Annotated in this window: 16 protein-coding genes; 11 read left to right on the forward strand and 5 right to left on the reverse strand. The window is 40.3% G+C overall.

The window, feature by feature from the left end; all coding sequences use genetic code 11:
• Positions 1 to 237 precede the first annotated feature (237 nt).
• Positions 238 to 828: a hormogonium polysaccharide biosynthesis acetyltransferase HpsU gene (gene hpsU, locus H6G75_RS25545; protein WP_190982726.1), complete on the forward strand. Its 591-nt coding sequence runs from the start codon at positions 238 to 240 to the stop codon at positions 826 to 828.
• Positions 829 to 933: 105 nt separating this feature from the next.
• Here hpsU and H6G75_RS25550 read toward each other — a convergent pair whose 3' ends face one another.
• Positions 934 to 5,799, reverse strand: a complete 4,866-nt coding sequence (locus H6G75_RS25550; protein WP_190982727.1) for a GAF domain-containing protein — start codon at positions 5,797 to 5,799, stop codon at positions 934 to 936.
• A 287-nt stretch (positions 5,800 to 6,086) separates the two neighbouring features.
• Between H6G75_RS25550 and H6G75_RS25555 the strand changes: the two genes are divergently transcribed.
• On the forward strand, positions 6,087 to 7,532 hold the full coding sequence (locus H6G75_RS25555) for a sensor histidine kinase KdpD (protein ID WP_190982728.1): 1,446 nt from the start codon (positions 6,087 to 6,089) through the stop codon (positions 7,530 to 7,532).
• Here H6G75_RS25555 and H6G75_RS25560 read toward each other — a convergent pair.
• The 4 genes from H6G75_RS25560 to H6G75_RS25575 form a co-directional block, all read right to left on the reverse strand.
• On the reverse strand, positions 7,529 to 7,786 hold the full coding sequence (locus H6G75_RS25560) for a hypothetical protein (RefSeq protein WP_190982729.1): 258 nt from the start codon (positions 7,784 to 7,786) through the stop codon (positions 7,529 to 7,531). The two genes, H6G75_RS25555 and H6G75_RS25560, sit on opposite strands and share 4 nt — an antisense overlap.
• 210 nt (positions 7,787 to 7,996) lie before the next feature.
• Positions 7,997 to 9,262 carry a DUF4255 domain-containing protein gene (locus H6G75_RS25565; protein WP_190982730.1) on the reverse strand — a complete coding sequence of 422 codons (1,266 nt, stop codon included), beginning with the start codon at positions 9,260 to 9,262 and terminating at the stop codon, positions 7,997 to 7,999.
• Positions 9,263 to 9,363: 101 nt separating this feature from the next.
• Positions 9,364 to 10,047, reverse strand: a complete 684-nt coding sequence (locus H6G75_RS25570) for a response regulator transcription factor (protein ID WP_190982731.1) — start codon at positions 10,045 to 10,047, stop codon at positions 9,364 to 9,366.
• A gap of 110 nt (positions 10,048 to 10,157) precedes the next feature.
• Positions 10,158 to 11,348 carry a sensor histidine kinase KdpD gene (locus H6G75_RS25575; protein ID WP_190982732.1) on the reverse strand — a complete coding sequence of 397 codons (1,191 nt, stop codon included), beginning with the start codon at positions 11,346 to 11,348 and terminating at the stop codon, positions 10,158 to 10,160.
• A gap of 445 nt (positions 11,349 to 11,793) precedes the next feature.
• Between H6G75_RS25575 and H6G75_RS25580 the strand changes: the two genes are divergently transcribed.
• From H6G75_RS25580 to H6G75_RS25615, 9 genes are all read left to right on the forward strand, one after another.
• On the forward strand, positions 11,794 to 12,336 hold the full coding sequence (locus H6G75_RS25580) for a Pvc16 family protein (protein ID WP_190982733.1): 543 nt from the start codon (positions 11,794 to 11,796) through the stop codon (positions 12,334 to 12,336).
• A 129-nt stretch (positions 12,337 to 12,465) separates the two neighbouring features.
• A complete protein-coding gene (locus H6G75_RS25585; RefSeq protein ID WP_190982734.1) occupies positions 12,466 to 14,133 on the forward strand; it encodes a phage tail sheath C-terminal domain-containing protein in 1,668 nt (555 codons plus the stop codon).
• 87 nt (positions 14,134 to 14,220) lie between these two features.
• The gene (locus tag H6G75_RS25590) at positions 14,221 to 14,706 is read left to right on the forward strand and encodes a phage tail protein (RefSeq protein ID WP_190982735.1); all 486 of its coding nucleotides are present in this window, start codon (positions 14,221 to 14,223) and stop codon (positions 14,704 to 14,706) included.
• Positions 14,707 to 14,761: 55 nt separating this feature from the next.
• Complete coding sequence (locus H6G75_RS25595) at positions 14,762 to 15,226, forward strand: phage tail protein (protein ID WP_190592553.1); 465 nt, start codon at positions 14,762 to 14,764, stop codon at positions 15,224 to 15,226.
• 222 nt (positions 15,227 to 15,448) lie between these two features.
• The gene (locus H6G75_RS25600; protein ID WP_190592554.1) at positions 15,449 to 15,940 is read left to right on the forward strand and encodes a phage tail protein; all 492 of its coding nucleotides are present in this window, start codon (positions 15,449 to 15,451) and stop codon (positions 15,938 to 15,940) included.
• Position 15,941: 1 nt separating this feature from the next.
• On the forward strand, positions 15,942 to 16,250 hold the full coding sequence (locus tag H6G75_RS25605; protein WP_190592555.1) for a hypothetical protein: 309 nt from the start codon (positions 15,942 to 15,944) through the stop codon (positions 16,248 to 16,250).
• A gap of 41 nt (positions 16,251 to 16,291) precedes the next feature.
• Positions 16,292 to 16,663 carry a phage tail assembly protein gene (locus tag H6G75_RS25610; RefSeq protein WP_190982736.1) on the forward strand — a complete coding sequence of 124 codons (372 nt, stop codon included), beginning with the start codon at positions 16,292 to 16,294 and terminating at the stop codon, positions 16,661 to 16,663.
• Entirely contained in the window at positions 16,660 to 16,806 is a 147-nt protein-coding gene (locus H6G75_RS33800) for a DUF6760 family protein (RefSeq protein WP_313934910.1), read from the forward strand. The genes H6G75_RS25610 and H6G75_RS33800 overlap by 4 nt, the downstream gene beginning before the upstream one ends.
• A 1,730-nt stretch (positions 16,807 to 18,536) precedes the next feature.
• On the forward strand, positions 18,537 to 19,589 hold the full coding sequence (locus tag H6G75_RS25615; RefSeq protein ID WP_190982737.1) for a response regulator: 1,053 nt from the start codon (positions 18,537 to 18,539) through the stop codon (positions 19,587 to 19,589).
• Positions 19,590 to 19,614: the final 25 nt, after the last annotated feature.

Genomic DNA, 19,614 nt, shown 5'->3' on the forward strand with positions numbered 1-19,614 from the left:
AAATATTTTGTTTGATCCCCCCTAGCCCCCCTTAAAAAGGGGGGAATTTATATTAAAGTCCCCCTTAAAAATGGGGATTTAGGGGGATCTATCAGTCTCAAATACAATACCAAAAAGTTTTCAGACATCCTCTAAAAGTAATTGATCATCGGTGCTTTATTTAGATGCGAGAGACTGGGAAAATCATACTACCCAGTCTCTTTAATTTATTGACGAATAACAAATAACCAATAACAAATGACAAATAACCAATCCTTTGTAGATTTACGCAAGTATGACCAATCCTGGTTTGATCGTGGTCGTCCAGGCTGGTATGTTTTGTTGTGGTGGTTTGTACAGGCGATCGCCTTTCCCTTAACTCCACATCCTTTTAATAGTTTGCGTTGTTCTTTGCTGCGACTATTTGGGGCGCGGATTGGTCAAGGTGTATTAATTCGGCCCACAGCCCGCTTTACTTATCCTTGGAAAGTTACCATCGGTGACTATAGTTGGATTGGTGATGATGTAGTTTTATACAGCTTAGATAAAATTAATATCGGTGAACACTGTGTGATTTCCCAAAAGACCTACTTATGTACAGGTAGCCACGACATCCAAGACCCGGCTTTTGGGTTAAAAACAGCACCAATTACTATTAATAATGGGGTATGGATTACAGCCGATTGTTTTGTTGGCCCTGGGGTAGAAATTGGTGCCAATGCTGTAATTGGCGCTCGTAGTACAGTATTTGCTAATATTCCCCCTGGGCAAGTTTGTTGGGGTAGTCCTTGTAAACCACAGTATGCCCGGTTGAAAAATTCAGCCAATTCATCAGAAAGTTTGGATTGACAAAATTTAAACTCAAGTTCCTGATCTCCCTTGTCTTCCTTGTCCCCCTTGTCTCCTACTGCTCCCCCTAGCGATATTTTTAGTTGAAAGTCCCCTGACATAAAACTAAATTACCTCTTCACCGGTGAAAAACTTTTTAATCAAGGCTGCTAGTTGCTTGAGTTTGACAGGTTTGCTGAGGTAGTCGTTAGCGCCTGCGGCTATACAGCGATCGCGATCGCCACTCATAGCCAGGGCTGTCAGGGCAATAATGGGAGTATTGATGAATTCAGGATCTTGGCGAATTTGCCTCATTGCTTCTAAACCATCCATTCCTGGCATTTGAATATCCATCAAAATTAAGTCAGGATGGTGTGCTTTTGTCGAGTCAATGGCTTCTTGACCATTTTTCGCCAGTACAATGCGATACCCCTTGGCTTCGAGGTAGCTAGAAACTGTACTAATATTGGCTTCGTTATCTTCTACCAACAATATGAGGGGGGTAAGACTTGATGATTCATCAGTGGTGCAGCAACAAGCTTCTGGAGTATTAATTACTTGATAATTGGTTGTGAGTTCCGGTACTAGATCAGAAATAGGATCACAGGGCAGATCGATTGTAAAACAACTACCCATACCTAATTCACTTGTCAGTCCCACCCGGCCACCGTGAAGTTCGACAATTTGTTTGACTAATGCCAGCCCTAAACCTGTACCTGTATATTGACGATTTAAGGCACTGTCAATCTGTACAAAAGGCTGAAATAGTTTCTGGATATTTTCTGGTGAAATTCCAATGCCAGTATCTTGGATGGCGAAGTGCAAGAAGTGTTGCATCGTTGCATCGCTAGTTAACATTGGGCAAGAAATTTGCGTCACTTCCAAGGTGATGCGTCCACCATCTGGAGTAAATTTGACGGCATTGTTCAGCAGATTCAACAACACTTGACGAATCCGCCGTTCATCTACAAGTATTTCTGGGAGATTAATTGGCAATTTCAGTTCGACTTGAATTTGCTTGCGTAATGCTTGCTGTTTAATAAATGCCAGACTTGATTGGCACAGATGATTGACTGAAGTCAAGCGATAGTCAAGTTTGATCTGTCCAGCTTCAATTTTGGCTAAATCTAAAATATCGTTAATCAACTCTAGTAAATGGGAACCACTGCGCTCAATAGTTTGTAATGCTTTGAGTTGTTGCTCATTGATAATCCCAAATACTTCCTCTTGTAGCCCTTCAGTCATCCCCAAAATGGCATTGAGAGGAGTACGGAGTTCATGACTCATGTTGGCTAAAAATTCATCTTTGAGACGGGTAGCGCGAGCTAGTTCTTCGTTGGAAATTGCTAGTTTTTGGTTGCTTTCAGTGAGTTTTGCTTCTGCTTGCTGGCGTTCGGCAAGTTCTAGTTGTAATTGTTGAAATAAACTCGCTTGCTGAATTGCGATCGCTAACTGATTGGCAATTTGTTGTATGAGTTGTGCTTCCGAGTCTTTCCAAACGCGTTTTTCTTGGCAAGCATGAACCACTAAAACTCCCCAGAGTTTGTTATTGGCCCAAGGAGTTACCCAGCGATGATATTCGCTGTCTCGCACTTCTTGAAGAATTGGTGCGACGATTTTGGACTGAATTTGACCTGTCTGGGAGTATTCTACTAAGCAATTTGTCCAGATATCTTGCATAACATCGGGGACAATGCGCGGCTTGCCTTGCCAGTAATAATCTAGGATTTCTTGAGACCAAGTTTCATCTTCCCAGTGTTGGTCTTTGAGTCTCGGCAATCCCTCAGATATAGCTTCTTCGACAATTTGGCTCTTACCGTTAGCAAACAGCCGGAAGACGATCACACGATCGCAGTGTAATACCTCTTTCACTTGTTGAGTTACCGTTGCCAGGATTTCGTTAATATCTAAAGATTCCCGAATTTTTTGGACGATAATTTCCAGGGTTTCTTGTCGCCGCAGTTGCAACGCAATTTTAGCTTCGGCTTGTTGGCGGACTAACAATTCCGCCTGAATTTGTTCGTAGAGATTGGCTTGTTGAATGGCGATCGCTAACTGGTAGGACAATTCTTGGGTAAACTCAATCTCAGACTGTCGCCAAGAGCGAGTTGTGCCACATTGATGAATACACAACAAACCCCACAATTCATCACCACACAGTAAGGGCATCACCAAATTGCTCCGCACCTGAAACTCAGCCAAGATATCGCTGTGACAGGTACTCATTCCACCTTTATAAATATCATCAACCGCAAAAAATCGACCTTTAGCATAGAGATATGAATAATTTTTGCCAAAGCAGTGATCATGTATGGGAATGGCGACGACTGAACTAAAACGCTCACCTACTGATTCCGCCACAAATTCGCCATCGTTATAGCTGGAGTTGGGATAAAACTTGAAAATACACACCCGATCAGCCTGAATCACCTGGCGGATTTCCAGACAAGCAGTATTGAAAATCGTTTGCAAGTCTAAAGATTCACGAATCCTTTGGGAAATTTCTCGCAGTAATTTTTCCCGTTGTATTTGGAGATAAATTGTTTTCTCGGCTTGTTTACGAGCGGTAATATCTCGAAAGATACCTTGTGTGGCGATCGGCAGTCCATTTTGCAATTGACTATTAACATTCCCTTCAACAATAATTTCTCGCCCTTCTTTGGTGAGAAATCTGGTTTCGATCCCTAAACACAAAGTTCCCGCAAACAAGCTGTGCATTGCTGTCTGGAAATATGCCAATTCATCGGGATGAATAACTTGGAAAATCGATAATTGCTCTAAGTCGGTATCATCATATTCCAAGGTTTCTTTCCAAGCTCGATTCACAAATAAAATGCGACCATCAGGGGCAATGCTTTGAATTAAATCGGTGGCGTTATCAAAGAAATCTCGCAATTGTGCCTCTCGCGTTTGCAGTTCTTGGGTGCGCTGTGCAATTTTCTGCTCTAAGTCTTGGTTCAACCGATGTAGTGCATGATTGGCGGCTTTGCGTTGTAATTCTGCGGCTGCCCTGGCTGCAAATACTTGGAGAATTGGGATGGCTTCAGCATATTGATTTTCCTGGATGGGTTGTAAATCGAGAATGCAAAGAGTCCCAATTGCATTACCTTGATCATCTTTGAGGGCAATTCCTAGATAACTCTCGGCTTGTATATTTGCTAAGTCTAAATTGTCAGGGAAAAATGCCTGGACTTGGCTTTGGCAATAAAATTCACCGTTGTTGAGGGCATATTCGCAGGGAGTTAAAGCAGAATTGTAAGCAATGGTGGGTTGTAAGGCTCCTTTTGCCCAAAAGCCCAAGGTATGTAGTTGATTATCGAGTTTCTCGGTAACAAGCACATAGGAGACATTTAAAGCTTCGGCAATGTGGCTGACTAAGGCGGGAAAAAATTCCTCACCAGTGACGGCGGCTGTACCTTCAACCAATTTTTGTAAAGTCAATTCAATGCGTTGCCGATCGCGCAGTTCATCTTGGAGTTGTTGGTGGGTTGTGGCTTGCTGAAGTGCGATCGCTAAATGCACTGATAACATTTGCAAAAGTTCAACTTCTTCTGGTTGCCACTCACGGGTATGTTTTTCTGTCGCATTCAGCAACCCCCACAATTGATCACCGCACAAAAGTGGCACTAAAATTTTGGCTCTTGTTTGCAGGCGAATCAACATCTCGCGGTGACAGTCAGATATTTGGGTTGTGTAGATATCTGAGATAACACGAATTTTTCCCTGGCGATAACTATCGGTGTTAGTTAGCGGAAAGCAGGGGTCATGAATTTGTTCACCCACCAGTGATAGCGATGAGTTGGTAGACTCGGCAACCACTATCATTTGCCCATCAACATCAAATTGCCAAATATTGACGCGATCGCAACCCAATAAATGCTGTACCTTTTCGACTGTAGTATTTAAAATTGTTTGCAAACTCAAAGATGAGCGAATTTGAGCAGTGATCTCTGCAATTAATTTCTCCTGTCTAACCTTAGCTTGCAGGGCGCTAGTGCGTAAGTCAACTTGTTGTTCTAGTTCAACGGTGCGACTTTCTAAAATAGCCAGATGTTCTGCTTCTAACTGCACCACCCGTTTTTCTAGTATTGCTGCTAAATTGTAGAGTTCCAAGGGGTTGAGAGCTTGTAGCAGATTGCTTTGGGTAACAATTCCCAAGAGTTCACCTTGTTTGCCAATAACTGCCAATCTTCTAATTAAGCGTTGTTCCATGATTTGCTGCACCACCAACAAAGAATCATGGGGTTTTACCGTAAACATTGGTGAACTCATGACTATCTGCGCTAGGCAATGTTTTAAGTTCAAGCCCAAAGCTTGAAACTGCACAATGTCACGCTCGGTAATAATTCCCAGCGGAAATTGTAGCGGTTGAATTGGGCTACCACCAGTGTCTACAATCATTACCGAACTAATCTGATGTTGAGACATTAGTTGGGCGATCGCTAACATTGAACTATCAGGAGAGGCACAAATGACCTCTGTGATCATCACCTCCGACACCAACCGCAACCGCAATAAATCCACCGGACGACAAGCATGACTCAGACTTTCATGAGTTACTAACCCTATCACCTGCTCCTGCCCATTCAAAATCGGTATATGGCGGATATGGTACTGTTGGAGCAAATTCACTGCCGAAAGTAAATCTGTAAAATCAGATTCGTGTAGGGTGACGACTGGAGAAATCATCACTTCCCGAATTGCCAAATTTGCTAAAGAATGCTGTTCTGCACTCAACCGCACAACATCTCTTTCTGTGAAGATACCGATTAAGCTGCCATCTTCTACTATTAACACGCAACTAGAGCGTGCCTCTAGATATAACTTATCTAGTTGCCCATCCTGACTTTGAGTAGTATCACAAATATTTCGGATACCACTCATTTGGGTAATTACTTCTGTTACCAATGTCTCTGGTTTGACTATGAGCGGATGAGGCACGATCGCAGATTTCAGTTCTGATGCCGTGAAAGATGTTGTTTGGTTAAGCATTCATGTATTGAGCAAGGAATTGATGCTTTATTGTTCCCATTACTATCTAGTTTTATCTATGGCATTTTTCGGGATTTTCATTTCCGTCAAACACATTCTCTTCCTGTAACCTATAACCTATAACCTGTAACCTGTAACCTATAAAATGTAATGTAAAATTTTCCTAGTTGACGGGGAAATTGCGCCCATCTTGTTCGGTTATACGACTGTCTGTTGTACACAAATGACTATAACCTCTTAAGTAGTAGTCAAAATTTAGTCGCTCTTCAACCAAGGGGTGAAAACCTGTGTACGAATGGATCTTGCCAAGTCTGAGTGAAGTTTTAGCCGACAGTCAATCAACTATGGCTGAATGTTCACCAGCCAAGGCAGAGCGACAGTGGCGCACGAGTTTAGCAGCAACAGAACATTTATTAATTGAGAGTTTAGCAACAACTTCTCCGGCTTTATCAGCATTAGTATTAGCTGCACCAGCACCTTTATTTAGTCAACCTGTATTAACTCAAAACATCCAGACGGTTACTTTTACAGCCAAGCCGTTTAACCCTTTGGCTTTGATGCCGTTTCAAATGCCAACCACAACCACGGTAGCCGAAGAAAATTCTTTTCAAGAAGCTGTGCTGCCGATACTACCTGCTGATCCCCTAGTTGCCGAGCAGTTTTGTTTGGTATTTACCGAGAAATTCCGATTAGTCTTGGTTTTGGCAGAATGCAAAAATGGCAACAAAAGATTTTCCTTTTCCTTTGAACCCCAGATAGTTCAGCAAGCATGGCGAGCGATCGGAGCGCGGGTGATGCTGGCTAATCCTGACTTTTGCGCGGAACTTGATGGATTAGTGCAGCAATATGCACCAGTAGCGCCTGATTATCGTATTGCGATGCAGTTTAGTCAGTTGCTACTTCAAGAATTGCCAGAACCAGAAGTTGCTAAAGAGTCGGAAACTGCAACCAATATACCTCATCCCCAAGAGCCAATTTCCAATCCTCAACACCCAGTCCCAGATGTTGAATTGCTGCAAGCTTTTGCTCATGAGGTTCGCACTCCCTTAACTACCATTCGCACCATGACACGTCTGCTACTGAAGCGGCGTGACTTGCCTGCGGCTGTGGTGAACCGCTTAGAAATTATTGATCATGAGTGTACTGAGCAAATTGATCGGATGGAGTTGCTGTTCAAGGCGGCAGAATTAGAAACTTGTGCTGCTACAAAAGCGGCTAATACTCATCTTACGCCGATGTCTCTGCATCAAGTTCTGCAACAGAGTATTCCTCGTTGGCAACAAGCTGCATCTCGACGCAACCTCACCTTAGAAGTGGTGGTTCCCCAACAATTGCCCACAGTAGTCAGTAATCCAACAATGTTAGACCGGGTACTGACGGGATTGATGGAAAATTTTACCCGTAGCTTACCTGCTGGGAGCCATATTCAAGTGCAAGTTATTCCTGCCGGCGATCAACTCAAGCTGCAATTATCACCGCAACTCCAGTGCCAAGACTCAGAAGCGGCAGATACATTTGTTACACCACCGATTCGGAAAGCTCTGGGTCAATTGCTGATGTTTCAGCCAGAGACAGGGACAATTAGTTTAAATTTAAATGCCACTAAACACTTGTTCCAAGCGATTGGCGGTAAGTTGATTGTGCGTCAAAGACCGCAATATGGCGAAGTGTTGACGATTTTCTTACCTTTAGAAGTTAGCCATCAGCAAAAGTTAGAAATGAGAAAAAATTAGTGGATAAATAGGCAGGCGATCGCAATTATTGGTTTTTGAGTAAATCGCCTGCGTTCACGGCTGATAATAATGAGGGGACTGGAGATATTTGTCATCAAACGAGCGATCGCACTTTCTTTGGCAGCATCGCTACTATCACTTTCCTCACAATCTAATAGTAGTGCGCTGTTGGTGAGCATAGATTCTCGATCCCACAGTCGCAATAAATCATTGATTTCGTTGGTTCGCAGGTTAGTAATTGCACCTGCTGACATAATGTATAAATTAAGTTTAAGTAACTGACAAGCTACAGAGGCGATCGCTTTTTTACTACTTAAGTAGAGCGGTGCAAATAAACCGAACTATGTAACGAAAAGTAAATCGGCTTGAAAACCTCTTTCCTCCTGCCTTGCCATAACGACAATTTTTAACACCGACCTACTTATAGCAGCCTGCATAATTATGTTGTAAGTAACATAGAAAATTTAAGAAATAACAACTACTGGCCCGATATACTGTTCAAATGTTGGACTGTTCGAGTCTGTATCAACTGTGAATAAACTTTCTGCACCATCTACAATCAACCGGACTAGATAATTCCCTGGTAAACAATCATGAATTGCAAAGGTAATTGAGTTGGAACTATTACGGCGATTTTTGGTTTGCTCAGTAGAATAACCAGTAAGTTGGGTGAGGGAAAGTTCTGTTAAAACTAAGGTTACTTGTTGTGTTTTCTCAATATTCAAGTTAACAGTAATAGTTATATCAGCCGATCGCGGTTCATTGCCTCTACCATGTACATTAGATACAGTGATGTCTAAAATAGTCGGGCGTAACAAGAAAGGTACAACATTAGAACTCACCTTGCTTTGGGGATGAATTACTTGTAAACTCTGAACACCAGCCCTCAGAGATTCTACTGCGATAGTAGCTAGATTTAAGATAATTTGCTTGTCTGTCACCTCTTGGGGAGTGGTTGTGATATCACCGATGCGGACTTGGGTAATATCTGCGCTTAATTTGTTTCCTTGAATTAATAAGGTACTGTCAGCCAGAATTAAGGATGTAGCTGCATATTGAGTTTGCCAAATTTTTGCTAGTTCTTCTACTACTTTGATTTGGGCGATCGCAGGTTGATATGGTGTAACATGACGCTGAAGATTGCGAACAGGTAAGGGTTTTTTCGGAAGTTCGCCGCTATCGATTAAGACCACACTGGCTTTATAAGCTAATGATAGAGCGTAGGGTGTTTGAAAAAATACCGTCCAAATTTTCGAGATTTCTTCGATATTCAAATCAACGGGAGAAATGGCGATCGCTTCTACTTGTTCGGCTAAATTAGAATCAGCTAAAAACGTAAAAGTTGCATCGCTGACGGTTTCCTGAATCATTGCTTGGGTAAGAATCGATTTGCTGTTGAAGGTGCGAACGACACTACCAATTAGGCGCTGCGGTTCTAGTTCTACATCATTCCCGTAACAAGTCAGCAAGTAGTACAAATCTAAACCTGTTTGCTGTCGCTTAGTATATTTCTCATCAGAATAGCGTTGTCTTAAATCAGCACTCCGCCAAGCACTATTCAGCAGAATATCGTAAAGATAGATGTTTACTCCTGCTTCTGGTGTAGCATTATTCAGGCGGTCTGGTCTGACGGTTGTTACCCGCGCACCATCCACATCTACTTGAACACTGGCTTGCAATGTTCTTTGCAAAGTTGCGGTGACAGTGGCGATGGCTAAATGGTTACTCATTTGTTATTGGTCATTTGTTATTAGTCATTTGTCATTTGTTATTTGTTAAAAGCGAAAAAACTCTATAGTCATATTCACACTTCACACTTCACACTTCAGTTCTATGGACAAACCAAACCGAGTTTTAAGGCTTTGACAATGGCTTGGGTGCGGCTGGTGACGCTTAATTTTTCAAAGATTGCTGTTAAGTGTGCTTTGACTGTGGCGACTGTAATATATAAATGTCCTGCGATTTGTTCGTTAGAAGCACCTTGTACTAACCAATTTAAAACTTCTTGTTCTCTTTCGGTGAGATGAATACAATGATTGCCAAAGTTTAATGAATTGCCTGTGTAGTAGTGAAATAATCTAAAGAAGGCAGTGGCGACGGCTGGTGGTAAATAAACTTGATGATTAATTACAGTATTGATGGCTTCACACAATTGCGTTGCTAATTGGTCTTTAAATACATAACCACAAGCGCCGGCCTGCATAGCACGAAATATCCATTCATCTTGTTGATGAGCAGATAATATTAATACTTTGCCGTTATAAGATAATTCTCCTAGACGGTTTAGGGCGGTAATGCCGTCTTCTGGTGGTAATTCTAAATCTAGTAAGATTAAGGCTGGATGTTGTTCAACAGTTAATTTTAGTGCTTGTTCAACAGATGCAGCTTCTCCAATGACATTCAATCCTAGACTGCTACTACTTGTATAAAAGTTTAATAAGGTACGGATACCTTGACGAAAATGCGGTTCGTCATCAACAAGTAAAATCGAGATTACCTCTTTTTTAGAATTCATGGTAGTGTGCCTGGGATGTTAAAGAAATGTCTGAAATCTGAGTCAGCCAACCATCTGAAATTGTGAAAAACTGTCAATATTAAGTTTGTTTACTGTTGACTTTTACCTTTTTACTTTTGCCTTTTATAAGGTAATGTAAAGGAAAATTGAGCGCCACCTGTGGGGAGATTTTCTGCCCATAAGTTGCCTTGATGTGCCAAGATAATTTTTTGTGCGATCGCGAGTCCTAAACCTGTACCACCTACACGCCGAGAATAATAAGGCTTAAATATTTGCTTCAATTCCTCCGGTGCAATTCCCGAACCGCGATCGCAAATTTCTATTATTACTTCATGACTATAGGTGTACCAATTGCAAGTTATTGTCCCACCACATGGACTAAAATGAATCGCATTTCCTAATAAATTATCAAACACCTGTTTCATCTGCCAGTTATCTACGGTGACATATACAGGTTGCTGCGGATAGTTAATTGTTAAGTTTTTTTCTGCTAATAAGTGTTGTAAACTTTGAACACATTCCCCAATAATTGTTTGCAAATTATATTTTTTTAAATTTAGGTTTGCCCGTTGTCCACGGTAAAGCAAATCAGTTAATTTAGCACTTAGTTCATCTACTTTTTGCCGAATTAGGAGAGCTTGTTCTTGTAAACTCTCCTCTGGTAATGCCAAACGCAGATTTTCAGCATAGAGATTAATCAATGCTAAAGGATTTCGCAATTGATGTTCGGCTTGCCCGAGAATTTGAGATAAAGCTAAGATTTCTTGTTGTTGTTGCGATCGCTCTCGACAAATTGCTAAATAATTACTGAGTATTTGAGCATTACCCAGCAGTAATTGTTGCTGTTCCACAGACAGCAACTTGTGAGTACATATCAATATATATTCGCCAATAGCCAAACTCTGTCTACTAATTCGGCAAACATAACTATGATAAACATCTGATACTGTTAATTCCGTAACTTTCAAAACTGGTAAATCATCTCGCCACCAAGTTTCTGCTTGCAAATATGCCAAATCTGGAGATAATTTTCCAGATACAAAGGAATTTGTGGTCAAATCCTGTGGAATCTGCACAGAGCATAACTTTTCTGAGCTATACTCATCCACTATATGACGTTTTTCTTCTTCTAAATCGTGATAAACAATCCAGATAGCCGCAATCGGGAATAAGGTCTTTAATTGTTGAATAGTCAGCCGACAAATTTGATGAAAATTTAACTCTGGTAGTTTATTTTCTGAACTGTTTACCAACAAAGGTAGCGGCAATTGAGAGGTTAATTTTTGTGTAGCCACCCTCATCCTGTTTTACACTCCGAAACACTCTAAACCACTAAGAAGCATGAGAAATGCTACCCAATCTCAAATATTTTTGCTTGGAGAAATTATGCTTCTTACTGTATAAATACGGACGAGATTAGCTTACTCTACAGCTTGTAAATTTGGGAGATTTAAAACAATAATTTTACAATATCGACCAAAGTCTAATAAACGCTAGACATCTAGATCCCTAAGCTAGAAAGAGTTAGCCCAATAGTGGCAAATTAGCCAACAAAAAAGCCTAATTCCAAGGTTTATTTTGTGCTGTCAGCCCTCCACCTTCCGTAAGTTCGGTAGCAAAGTAGTTACTTTCTGCTTGCGGAACTCTGGTAAGAACGCTTCAACCTCCGTAGATTCATGCTGGCGGTAAAAATCTACCAGCCAGAGTAATTAAGGGAGCATTTCAGTCACCCTGCTGTTGTGTTTTATGATCCCAGCTGCTACCCAGACTTTAGCCAAAATTTTAGCTGGCGGGATTTCCCTGCTCAGTACAGAGCAAATTGATTTCAACCATCCTGGTGTGAAACAGAATATTAACCCTAGGCTGAATTTATATTGTTACAACATTCAAGAAAGTGTTGACAAACAACAGTCTAATTGTCAGCAACCCGCAGACAAAAGGAAATTACTCTTATTAACACCAAGGTGGTTTGATGTCTCATTTTTGGTAAGTGCTTGGGATTTCACAAGTTTGAGTGAACAGCGTATCTTATCCGAGGCATTAATACTACTTTTGCATCATCACTCATTACGAGAAGAAGTACTGGCTCCAGCACTGCGAGGTCATGGCGAATTAGCAATGACCGTTTCTGCTATTCATCCTTTGGATGCTGCGGCTTTGTGGAATGCTCTAGGAGTACCATTACGTCCAGCTTTGTATGTGACATTAACAATTCCCCTAAACCTGGATAGTAATTTTGTCACTCAGCCAAGTTTGATTGACTGTTCAAAATCAACAAAAAAAGTATGAAGTAAGAAGGCAGGAGGCAGGAGGCAGAAGGCAGAAGGCAGAAAGAAAACATGATTTTAATTTCGGACTTCACACTTCAGACTTCACACTTCAGACTTCACGCTTCAAAAAATAGGAAAACCAAGTGTTATGCCAAGATTAGATTATTTTGCACCTGGTGTCTACGTTGAAGAAGTAGACCGAGGTAGTCGCCCCATAGAAGGGGTAAGTACGAATATCGCCGGCTTTATCGGTTTTACCGAAGATGTCAGAGGCGATGCGGAATTGTTTAAACCGATGCTGGTGACATCGTGGAACGAATATTTAGAATACTTTGCTAAACAAGGTTCTGATGGTTACACCGATTTTGATGCTTATTTACCTTTTGCAGTAAATGGTTGGTTTCTCAATGGCGGTGGACGTTGTTGGGTAGCGAGTATTGGTACGAAACTTCCTGGTTCTCAGCCACCACCACCAGAAGAAACCGCCTTAAAAATTCGCACCACTGGGAACCGTCCTGCTTTAAGTTTTGCCCTCAAGCCAGCTGAAGATGATGATGATGGTGCAGAAGGTAGAATTAACGTTTCTGTAACTGAAAGTGAACCGCGTCCGCCAGAAAGCCCAGAAGCAGAACCACCCGCAAATAGTGGTGAATTTTTCAAAGTCATAATTAGCCGCAATGGTGAAATTCTGGAAGAATACGACCACTTATCTATGAACCCACAAATTGATGCGGCTGTGGGTAGTTATGCGGTGACAGCGTTGCAAGACTCGCAATTTGTCACAGTTGCAGACTTGGAAACACCAGGACAACCCCTGTCTCGTCGTCCTGCTAACGGTAATTACGAAGTCAGTCCGCCGCCAGTAGTTTCCACCCCTGACCGTTTCCCCAGAGATGTGCAAGGTGTCAGAGACGATCGCACCGGGATGCAAGGTATCTTTGAAATTGATGAAGTTACCATGATTGCTTTCCCTGACTTGATGCGGGCTTATCAAAACGGCATCTTGGATTTGGATCAAGTCCACGGCATCATGGAAGCGATGGTGAGTCTGTGTGAAAATACTGCCCCTAACCGGATGGTAGTATTAGACCCGCCCCCATGTAAAGGTGGTGGTGCGGCTGTGCCTCCCACCCAGGTGAAGCCCCAGCATATGGCTCAGTGGTTGAGTGCATTTAATAGGCGATCGCAATTTGCCGCCCTCTACTATCCTTGGATTAAAGTCCCCAACCCCCGCAACGGTGGCAGACCCATTTTAATTCCTCCCGCCGGTCACATGCTGGGCGTTTGGTGTCGCACTGATGAAACTCGCGGTGTCTACAAAGCACCCGCCAACGATACACCCAGAGGAGTCATTGGATTAGCCTACGAAACCAACCTGCGCGAACAAGAATTACTCAACCCCCTGGGTATTAACTGTATCCGTACTTTCCCCAACCGTGGTATCCGCATTTGGGGCGCTCGCACATTGGTAGAACCAGATAACGTCCAGTGGCGTTATATCAGCGTCCGTCGCTTGATGAGCTATATCGAGAAATCCGTAGAACTCGGTACTCAATGGGTAGTCTTTGAACCCAACGACCAAGATTTATGGGCGCGTGTGACTCGTACCGTCAGTAACTTCCTAGAAAGACTCTGGCGGGAAGGTGCTTTATTTGGCGCTTCGGCGGCGGAAGCCTTTTATGTCAAATGCGACTCCAGCATCAATACCCACGAAACCATGATGTTGGGGCGGTTGTATATCGAAGTTGGTGTTTGTCCTGTACGTCCGGCGGAATTTGTCATCTTCCGCTTTAGTCAATGGTCTCCTAACCAATAAAAGTAGGTGCAGAGGTGTAAGGGAAACCATACTCCCCTACACCCTCACACCCTTATACCCTCTATTGCAAACTAAGGAACTACAAAGATGCCTGAATTAAAACCAATTGCTGCTAGTAACTTTTACTTTGAAATTGATGGCATGACCGATATGGCTTTTAGCAAAATTGGCGGTGTCAAATTTGAAGCTAAAGTCAAAGGTCAAGATAAACCTTTAATGTCTACAAAAGGCGGTGTTACTGTCAGACAAATTAACTCTGCTGGATTTGAAGGACTATTTACAATTGACGTTTCTACCCTCATGAGTGGAGATAGTGATAGCACCAGCAAAAAAATGTATGAGTGGTTCAAAAAATGTATGCCCAAAACTGAAAAAGGCGAAGGCAAATGGGCAGACAGTAAAAAAACAGGCTCAATAGTTGCCTACGATACTGATGGTAATGAAGTAATGCGTTGGGAATTAAAAGAAGCTTGGCCTTCGCAATACAAAATCGGAGATTTAGATGTGAATGGCAACGATTATATTGAAGAAACTTACACCTTAACTTGTGAAAATATGAATCGCAAAAAATAGATTTTGCCTAATTTTTAGTTAATTAATTATTACCAATTTATCTGGAGGTTGATTTATGCCAGAGTATATCTCTAATGCCAAGTTTTACTGGGAAGCTGACGGACTGACGGAAATTTTGATTCAGAAAATCAGTGGTATGCAAATGAAAATGATAGTTGCAGGTGGAGATGCACCTATTGGTGTCACTAAGGATGGTAAAACTCAAACCCAAGCTACTATCGGTGGTGTAGAATGCTCAGAAATCACCATTGAGTGTGTAGCAACTGCTGATTCTAAACAACTGCTTGATTGGTATAACAAATGCCATGCTGAAGCTCTTTCAGGTGGTAAATCAGAAGGACGCAAGAGCCGGAAATTAGGTAAACTTTCTATCTACGATGGCGAGCAAGAAAAAATTCAATACGAATTTACAGATGTCTTTCCTACCAGCTACGGAACAGGCGATTTTACAGCAGGTAGTGGTGATTTATTAACCGAAACAGTCACCGTTGGTTTTACTTATTTTGAAAGGAAGAAGTAAGTAGAAGGCAGGAGGCACTCCGGCAAAGCCGGAGAAGTCAAAAGTAAAAAACCAAAAGTCAAAAGTATTCTTCATTTTTGCCTTTTGACTTTTGCCTTTTTACTTACCGCTACGCGGTTGAAGCAGGAGGCAGGTAAAAATAACGTTATTTTAAATTTATATCCGCGTCTTCTTCTTACCCTCATCTACTTCAATATCAAGTCTTTTAAAAACCTAAATTTTATGGCTGACTTTCCCGAAATTTTGACGAATAGCCGATTTTATCTGGAATTAAAGCTTACTGGTAGCCAAGAACCTGTAGATGGCTATTTTATGGAATGCCAAGGTTTTCAAACTACACAAAAAGTAATAGAAATTTCCGAAGTTACTCCCCAAACTTGGGGTAAAAGTGGTAATACAAGTGGTAGAATTATCACTACAAAAATCCCTGGTAATATATCTTATTCTAATATTGTGTTACGGCGTGGTTTAACTATTTCTATGACTATGTGGAATTGGTTAGCGGCTGTACAAGAAAGTAAATGGGGTGACGAAAGACGTGATGGTTCTTTGGTCATTTATAATCAAGCTGCGGAAGAAAAATTTAGATTAGAATTTAAAAATGCTTGGCCTGCTAATTATAAAATTAATGATGTGAGTGCCTCTGGTAGTGAACATGAAATTGAAGAAATAGAAGTAGTAGTAGAAGAATTAAAACGAGTAAAAGTAGCATAGAATGTTGCAAACTGAATTTGAATTTACTTTACCGAAAGGGTATCTTGATGCAGATGGTAATTTACACCGTAAAGGTGTGATGCGTTTATCCAGAGCGATGGATGAAATTATTCCTTTACGTGACCCCCGTGTAAAATCAAATCCAGCTTATGCAACAGTCATTATTTTATCTCGCGTCATTACTAAATTAGGTGCTTTAGATGAAGTGACACCTGCGGTTGTGGAAGATTTTTTTGCCTGTGATTTAAGCTATTTACAAAATTTTTATCGTCAAATTAATGAATTAGAAGAAGTGGGGAGTGGTGAGTAGGGAGTAGAAGAAAATCACAAATGACAAATAACAAGTGACTAATGACAAACATTTATACAGAATTTAACTTTACCCTTCCTAGAGGTTTATTAGATGCTGAGGGGAATTTACATCGCCAAGGTGTGATGCGGTTGGCGACAGCAAAGGATGAAATAATTGTCCACAAAAATCGGGCTGCTCAGGAAAATACAATTTATGCTGCAATTGTTATGCTCTCACAAGTAATTACTCGTTTGGGCGATTTAACAGAAGTTACTCCGAGTTTACTGGAAAATCTTTTTTCTAAAGATTTGGCATATTTGCGAGAGTTTTACAATCGAATTAATCAGCAAGGTGATGCAGAAATTCCTGTCCACTGTCCCCAATGTCAGACTAAGTTTCAAGTGGAGTTGGCTTTAGCGGGGGAATCATAGGCTACCCCTCAGATTTACTACACGAGGAGGTAGCCTGTATTGCGTTTCATTTCCATTGGAGTTTAGCAGATATTCTCACTTTAGAACATTCTGAGCGTCAACGCTGGGTGAATGAAATCGGTAAAATAGTGCAGCCAGAATAACTGAGAAAGTTTATATCATACAAGCAAATTTTTGGGTACATACTTTAGGAAGATGCCCCAATATTTAACTCAGTCTAAATTTATTTTGGTGTGTCAAATAACTGCTTTCTACAGAGGTTTAGCCTTGAGCTAAACCTTTTTTATAATTGATATTTTTTAAAAACTAACTGCTACAAAATATTAGGTTATTTCAGAATAAATATTACCATAAATATCCGAAGAAGCTAAATTTTTTCTATCCTGAGACAGATAGGTGAAATAAATTATGCTCAAAATTAATAGAGCAATTATCAATCATTGATAAACATCTCTCTTCCTTGTCTATTATGTCCTCCTTGTCTTCGTAGTTCACATATCATAGTTTCTAATTTTTGTACACAACTAGAAGGAAGATGAACTGCATCTACTAAAGAGATAAATTATCTAGGTATGGTAAACACCTGGTATATATGGGCTTGGTTAATGTCCAAGCCTTTTTCATATTTTTGAGACAAATAAATTTCTCTTCAAATTAGTAATTATTAAAATATTTACTGGATTTATATTATGTATTATGTCCGCATTTTATGTGTTATTTGAATATGGCTTATTTTAGCTATAATCTCATATCAATTTGTCTGTTGTTTAGGTACATCCTCAAGATAGATGAAGTGTCAAGAGGAAAGTAATAAATTAATTTAGTACGTTGTTAAGCACAGCAATTTTTAAGGTTTGGCTCTTGACCAAACCTTTTTTGTGACTTCATTTTTTGAATAAAATTTTATGGTTATTTATAAATAGTTTAAGCATAAAAAATAACTGTTGATTTGGGCAATATCAGTTATTTAATCATTTGTATACATCCTTTAGAGAGATGAACTAACGGATGACCTGAGATAAATTAAGCTTGGTGTAGTAAATGCTTGGTATACATAAAGGCTTGGTTCACCCAAGCCTTTTTTTGTACATTTTTTCAGCATCATATTATTACAAAATCTTATCGTATTGGTTTGGCGATCGCATATAAGTCAAAAGTGTAAAAACTCTCTACAGCTTGTTTGGGATGTCATCTACTCACCCCCAACCTGAATCTCTCTATCAGTTACACCGAAAAAATTTGCTTAAAAATATTGTGTCAGTAACTTTGTCTGGGTTTACCAAAAATTGTTGAAATACTTACATTTTGTCATATAGTACTACGTGTCAGGCTAAGAGCCTAGCAAGTAAACTGTTGAAGTTTCATTAAGAAAACCAATATTGGGACTTTCCGTGGGAATTATATGGACAATTGCACTAACAAAGACTAGAGGTGATTGCATCCAATGAATTTATGTAAATTCCCGGTAATCTTACTTAACTAAACATTACATTATGTCTGATTTGGGCAAAGCTGATTTTTTTTAAGTGTAACTACTGAGAAAAATCTAGTTAAATTTTGCTAATTTAGCAGTGTTCTTTAAGATTTGCTTATCTAAAAGTTGATGAAAAGCAAGGGGATAGTTTTCATGTTTACTGTTTATAAAGTTAACTCTCCTGACGCTGATCAAGTTCAACGGCAGTAATTAATTTAACTTTTCATTACTCATATAAATAAAGATGTAAATGCCAAAAGCCATAGCATCAAGTTACGATACCCCAAATTTAAACTTTAGTATTTGTAGTATTCTTGACACAAACACTGAGTTGTCTGGAGAAGAGTAACTAAACCACGTACGAATTTATATGACGCGTCTTGAATTTAGCTTAAGTAAATGCAAAATCTAACTCCTATGAGTAGTCATCGGTTAATCCAAAAACTACATCCATTATCTTTATTAGCACAGCTAACTAGTCGGCGTGCGACGGGTTGCTTACGTGTATTTACGGGTTCAACCTCATGGTCAATTCATCTTGAAGAAGGTAAACTTACTTATGCTTCTTCATCTGATAAGGTGTTTGAGAGGCTTGATAATCAGTTACGGCGCTTGAGTTTAAATATTCCCGCTCTCAACAGTGCGACTCGTGTACAAATGCGACTGATGTTTGAACCAGCCAACGAAAGTCTGTCAATTCCATATCCAGATTACCAAGCTATTTGTTGGTTAGTAGAACAGCGTTACATTAGTTCCATGCAAGCAGCTACTTTAGTAGACGAATTAGCTAAAGAGGTGCTGGAATCATTTTTAATTTTAAAAGAAGGAACCTACGAATTTTATCCTGATAGTTCATGGAATGAACTACCGAAATTCTGCCAGTTAGATTTGCGTTTACTAGTGGAATATTGTCAAAGACAATTACGACATCGTTACCATGTGCAGCAACCAACCAATGCTGCTAAAGGTTCACCAGTTTTACCAGCAATCAATTCACTATCGCATAACAAGACATTAACAAAAAATAACAATATTGACTCTGGTGAAAATAGCAATCAGAAACATATCAAGTCACGGGAAAGAAGTAGTTTATATACAGTAGCCTGCATTGATGATAGTCAAACTGTGTTAAATTCGATCAAATTATTTTTAGATGAAAATACCTTTTTGGTAGTGACAATTAATGATCCTGTTAAGGCATTAATGCAGATTCTCCGCAGTAAGCCTGACTTGATTTTGTTAGATGTCGAAATGCCCAACTTAGATGGATATGAACTTTGTTCATTATTACGTAGGCATTCAGCATTTAAAAATATACCTATCATTATGGTGACGGGAAGGACAGGATTTATTGATAGAGCGAAAGCTAAAATGGTCAGATCATCGGGATATTTGACTAAGCCTTTTACTCAATCAGAATTACTGAAAATTGTGTTTAAACATATTAAATAATACTGTCTTTCCGACAATAAGGAGA

The sequence above is a fragment of the Nostoc sp. FACHB-280 genome (genome assembly GCF_014697615.1).
Classification (GTDB): Bacteria; Cyanobacteriota; Cyanobacteriia; order Cyanobacteriales; family Nostocaceae; genus Nostoc_B.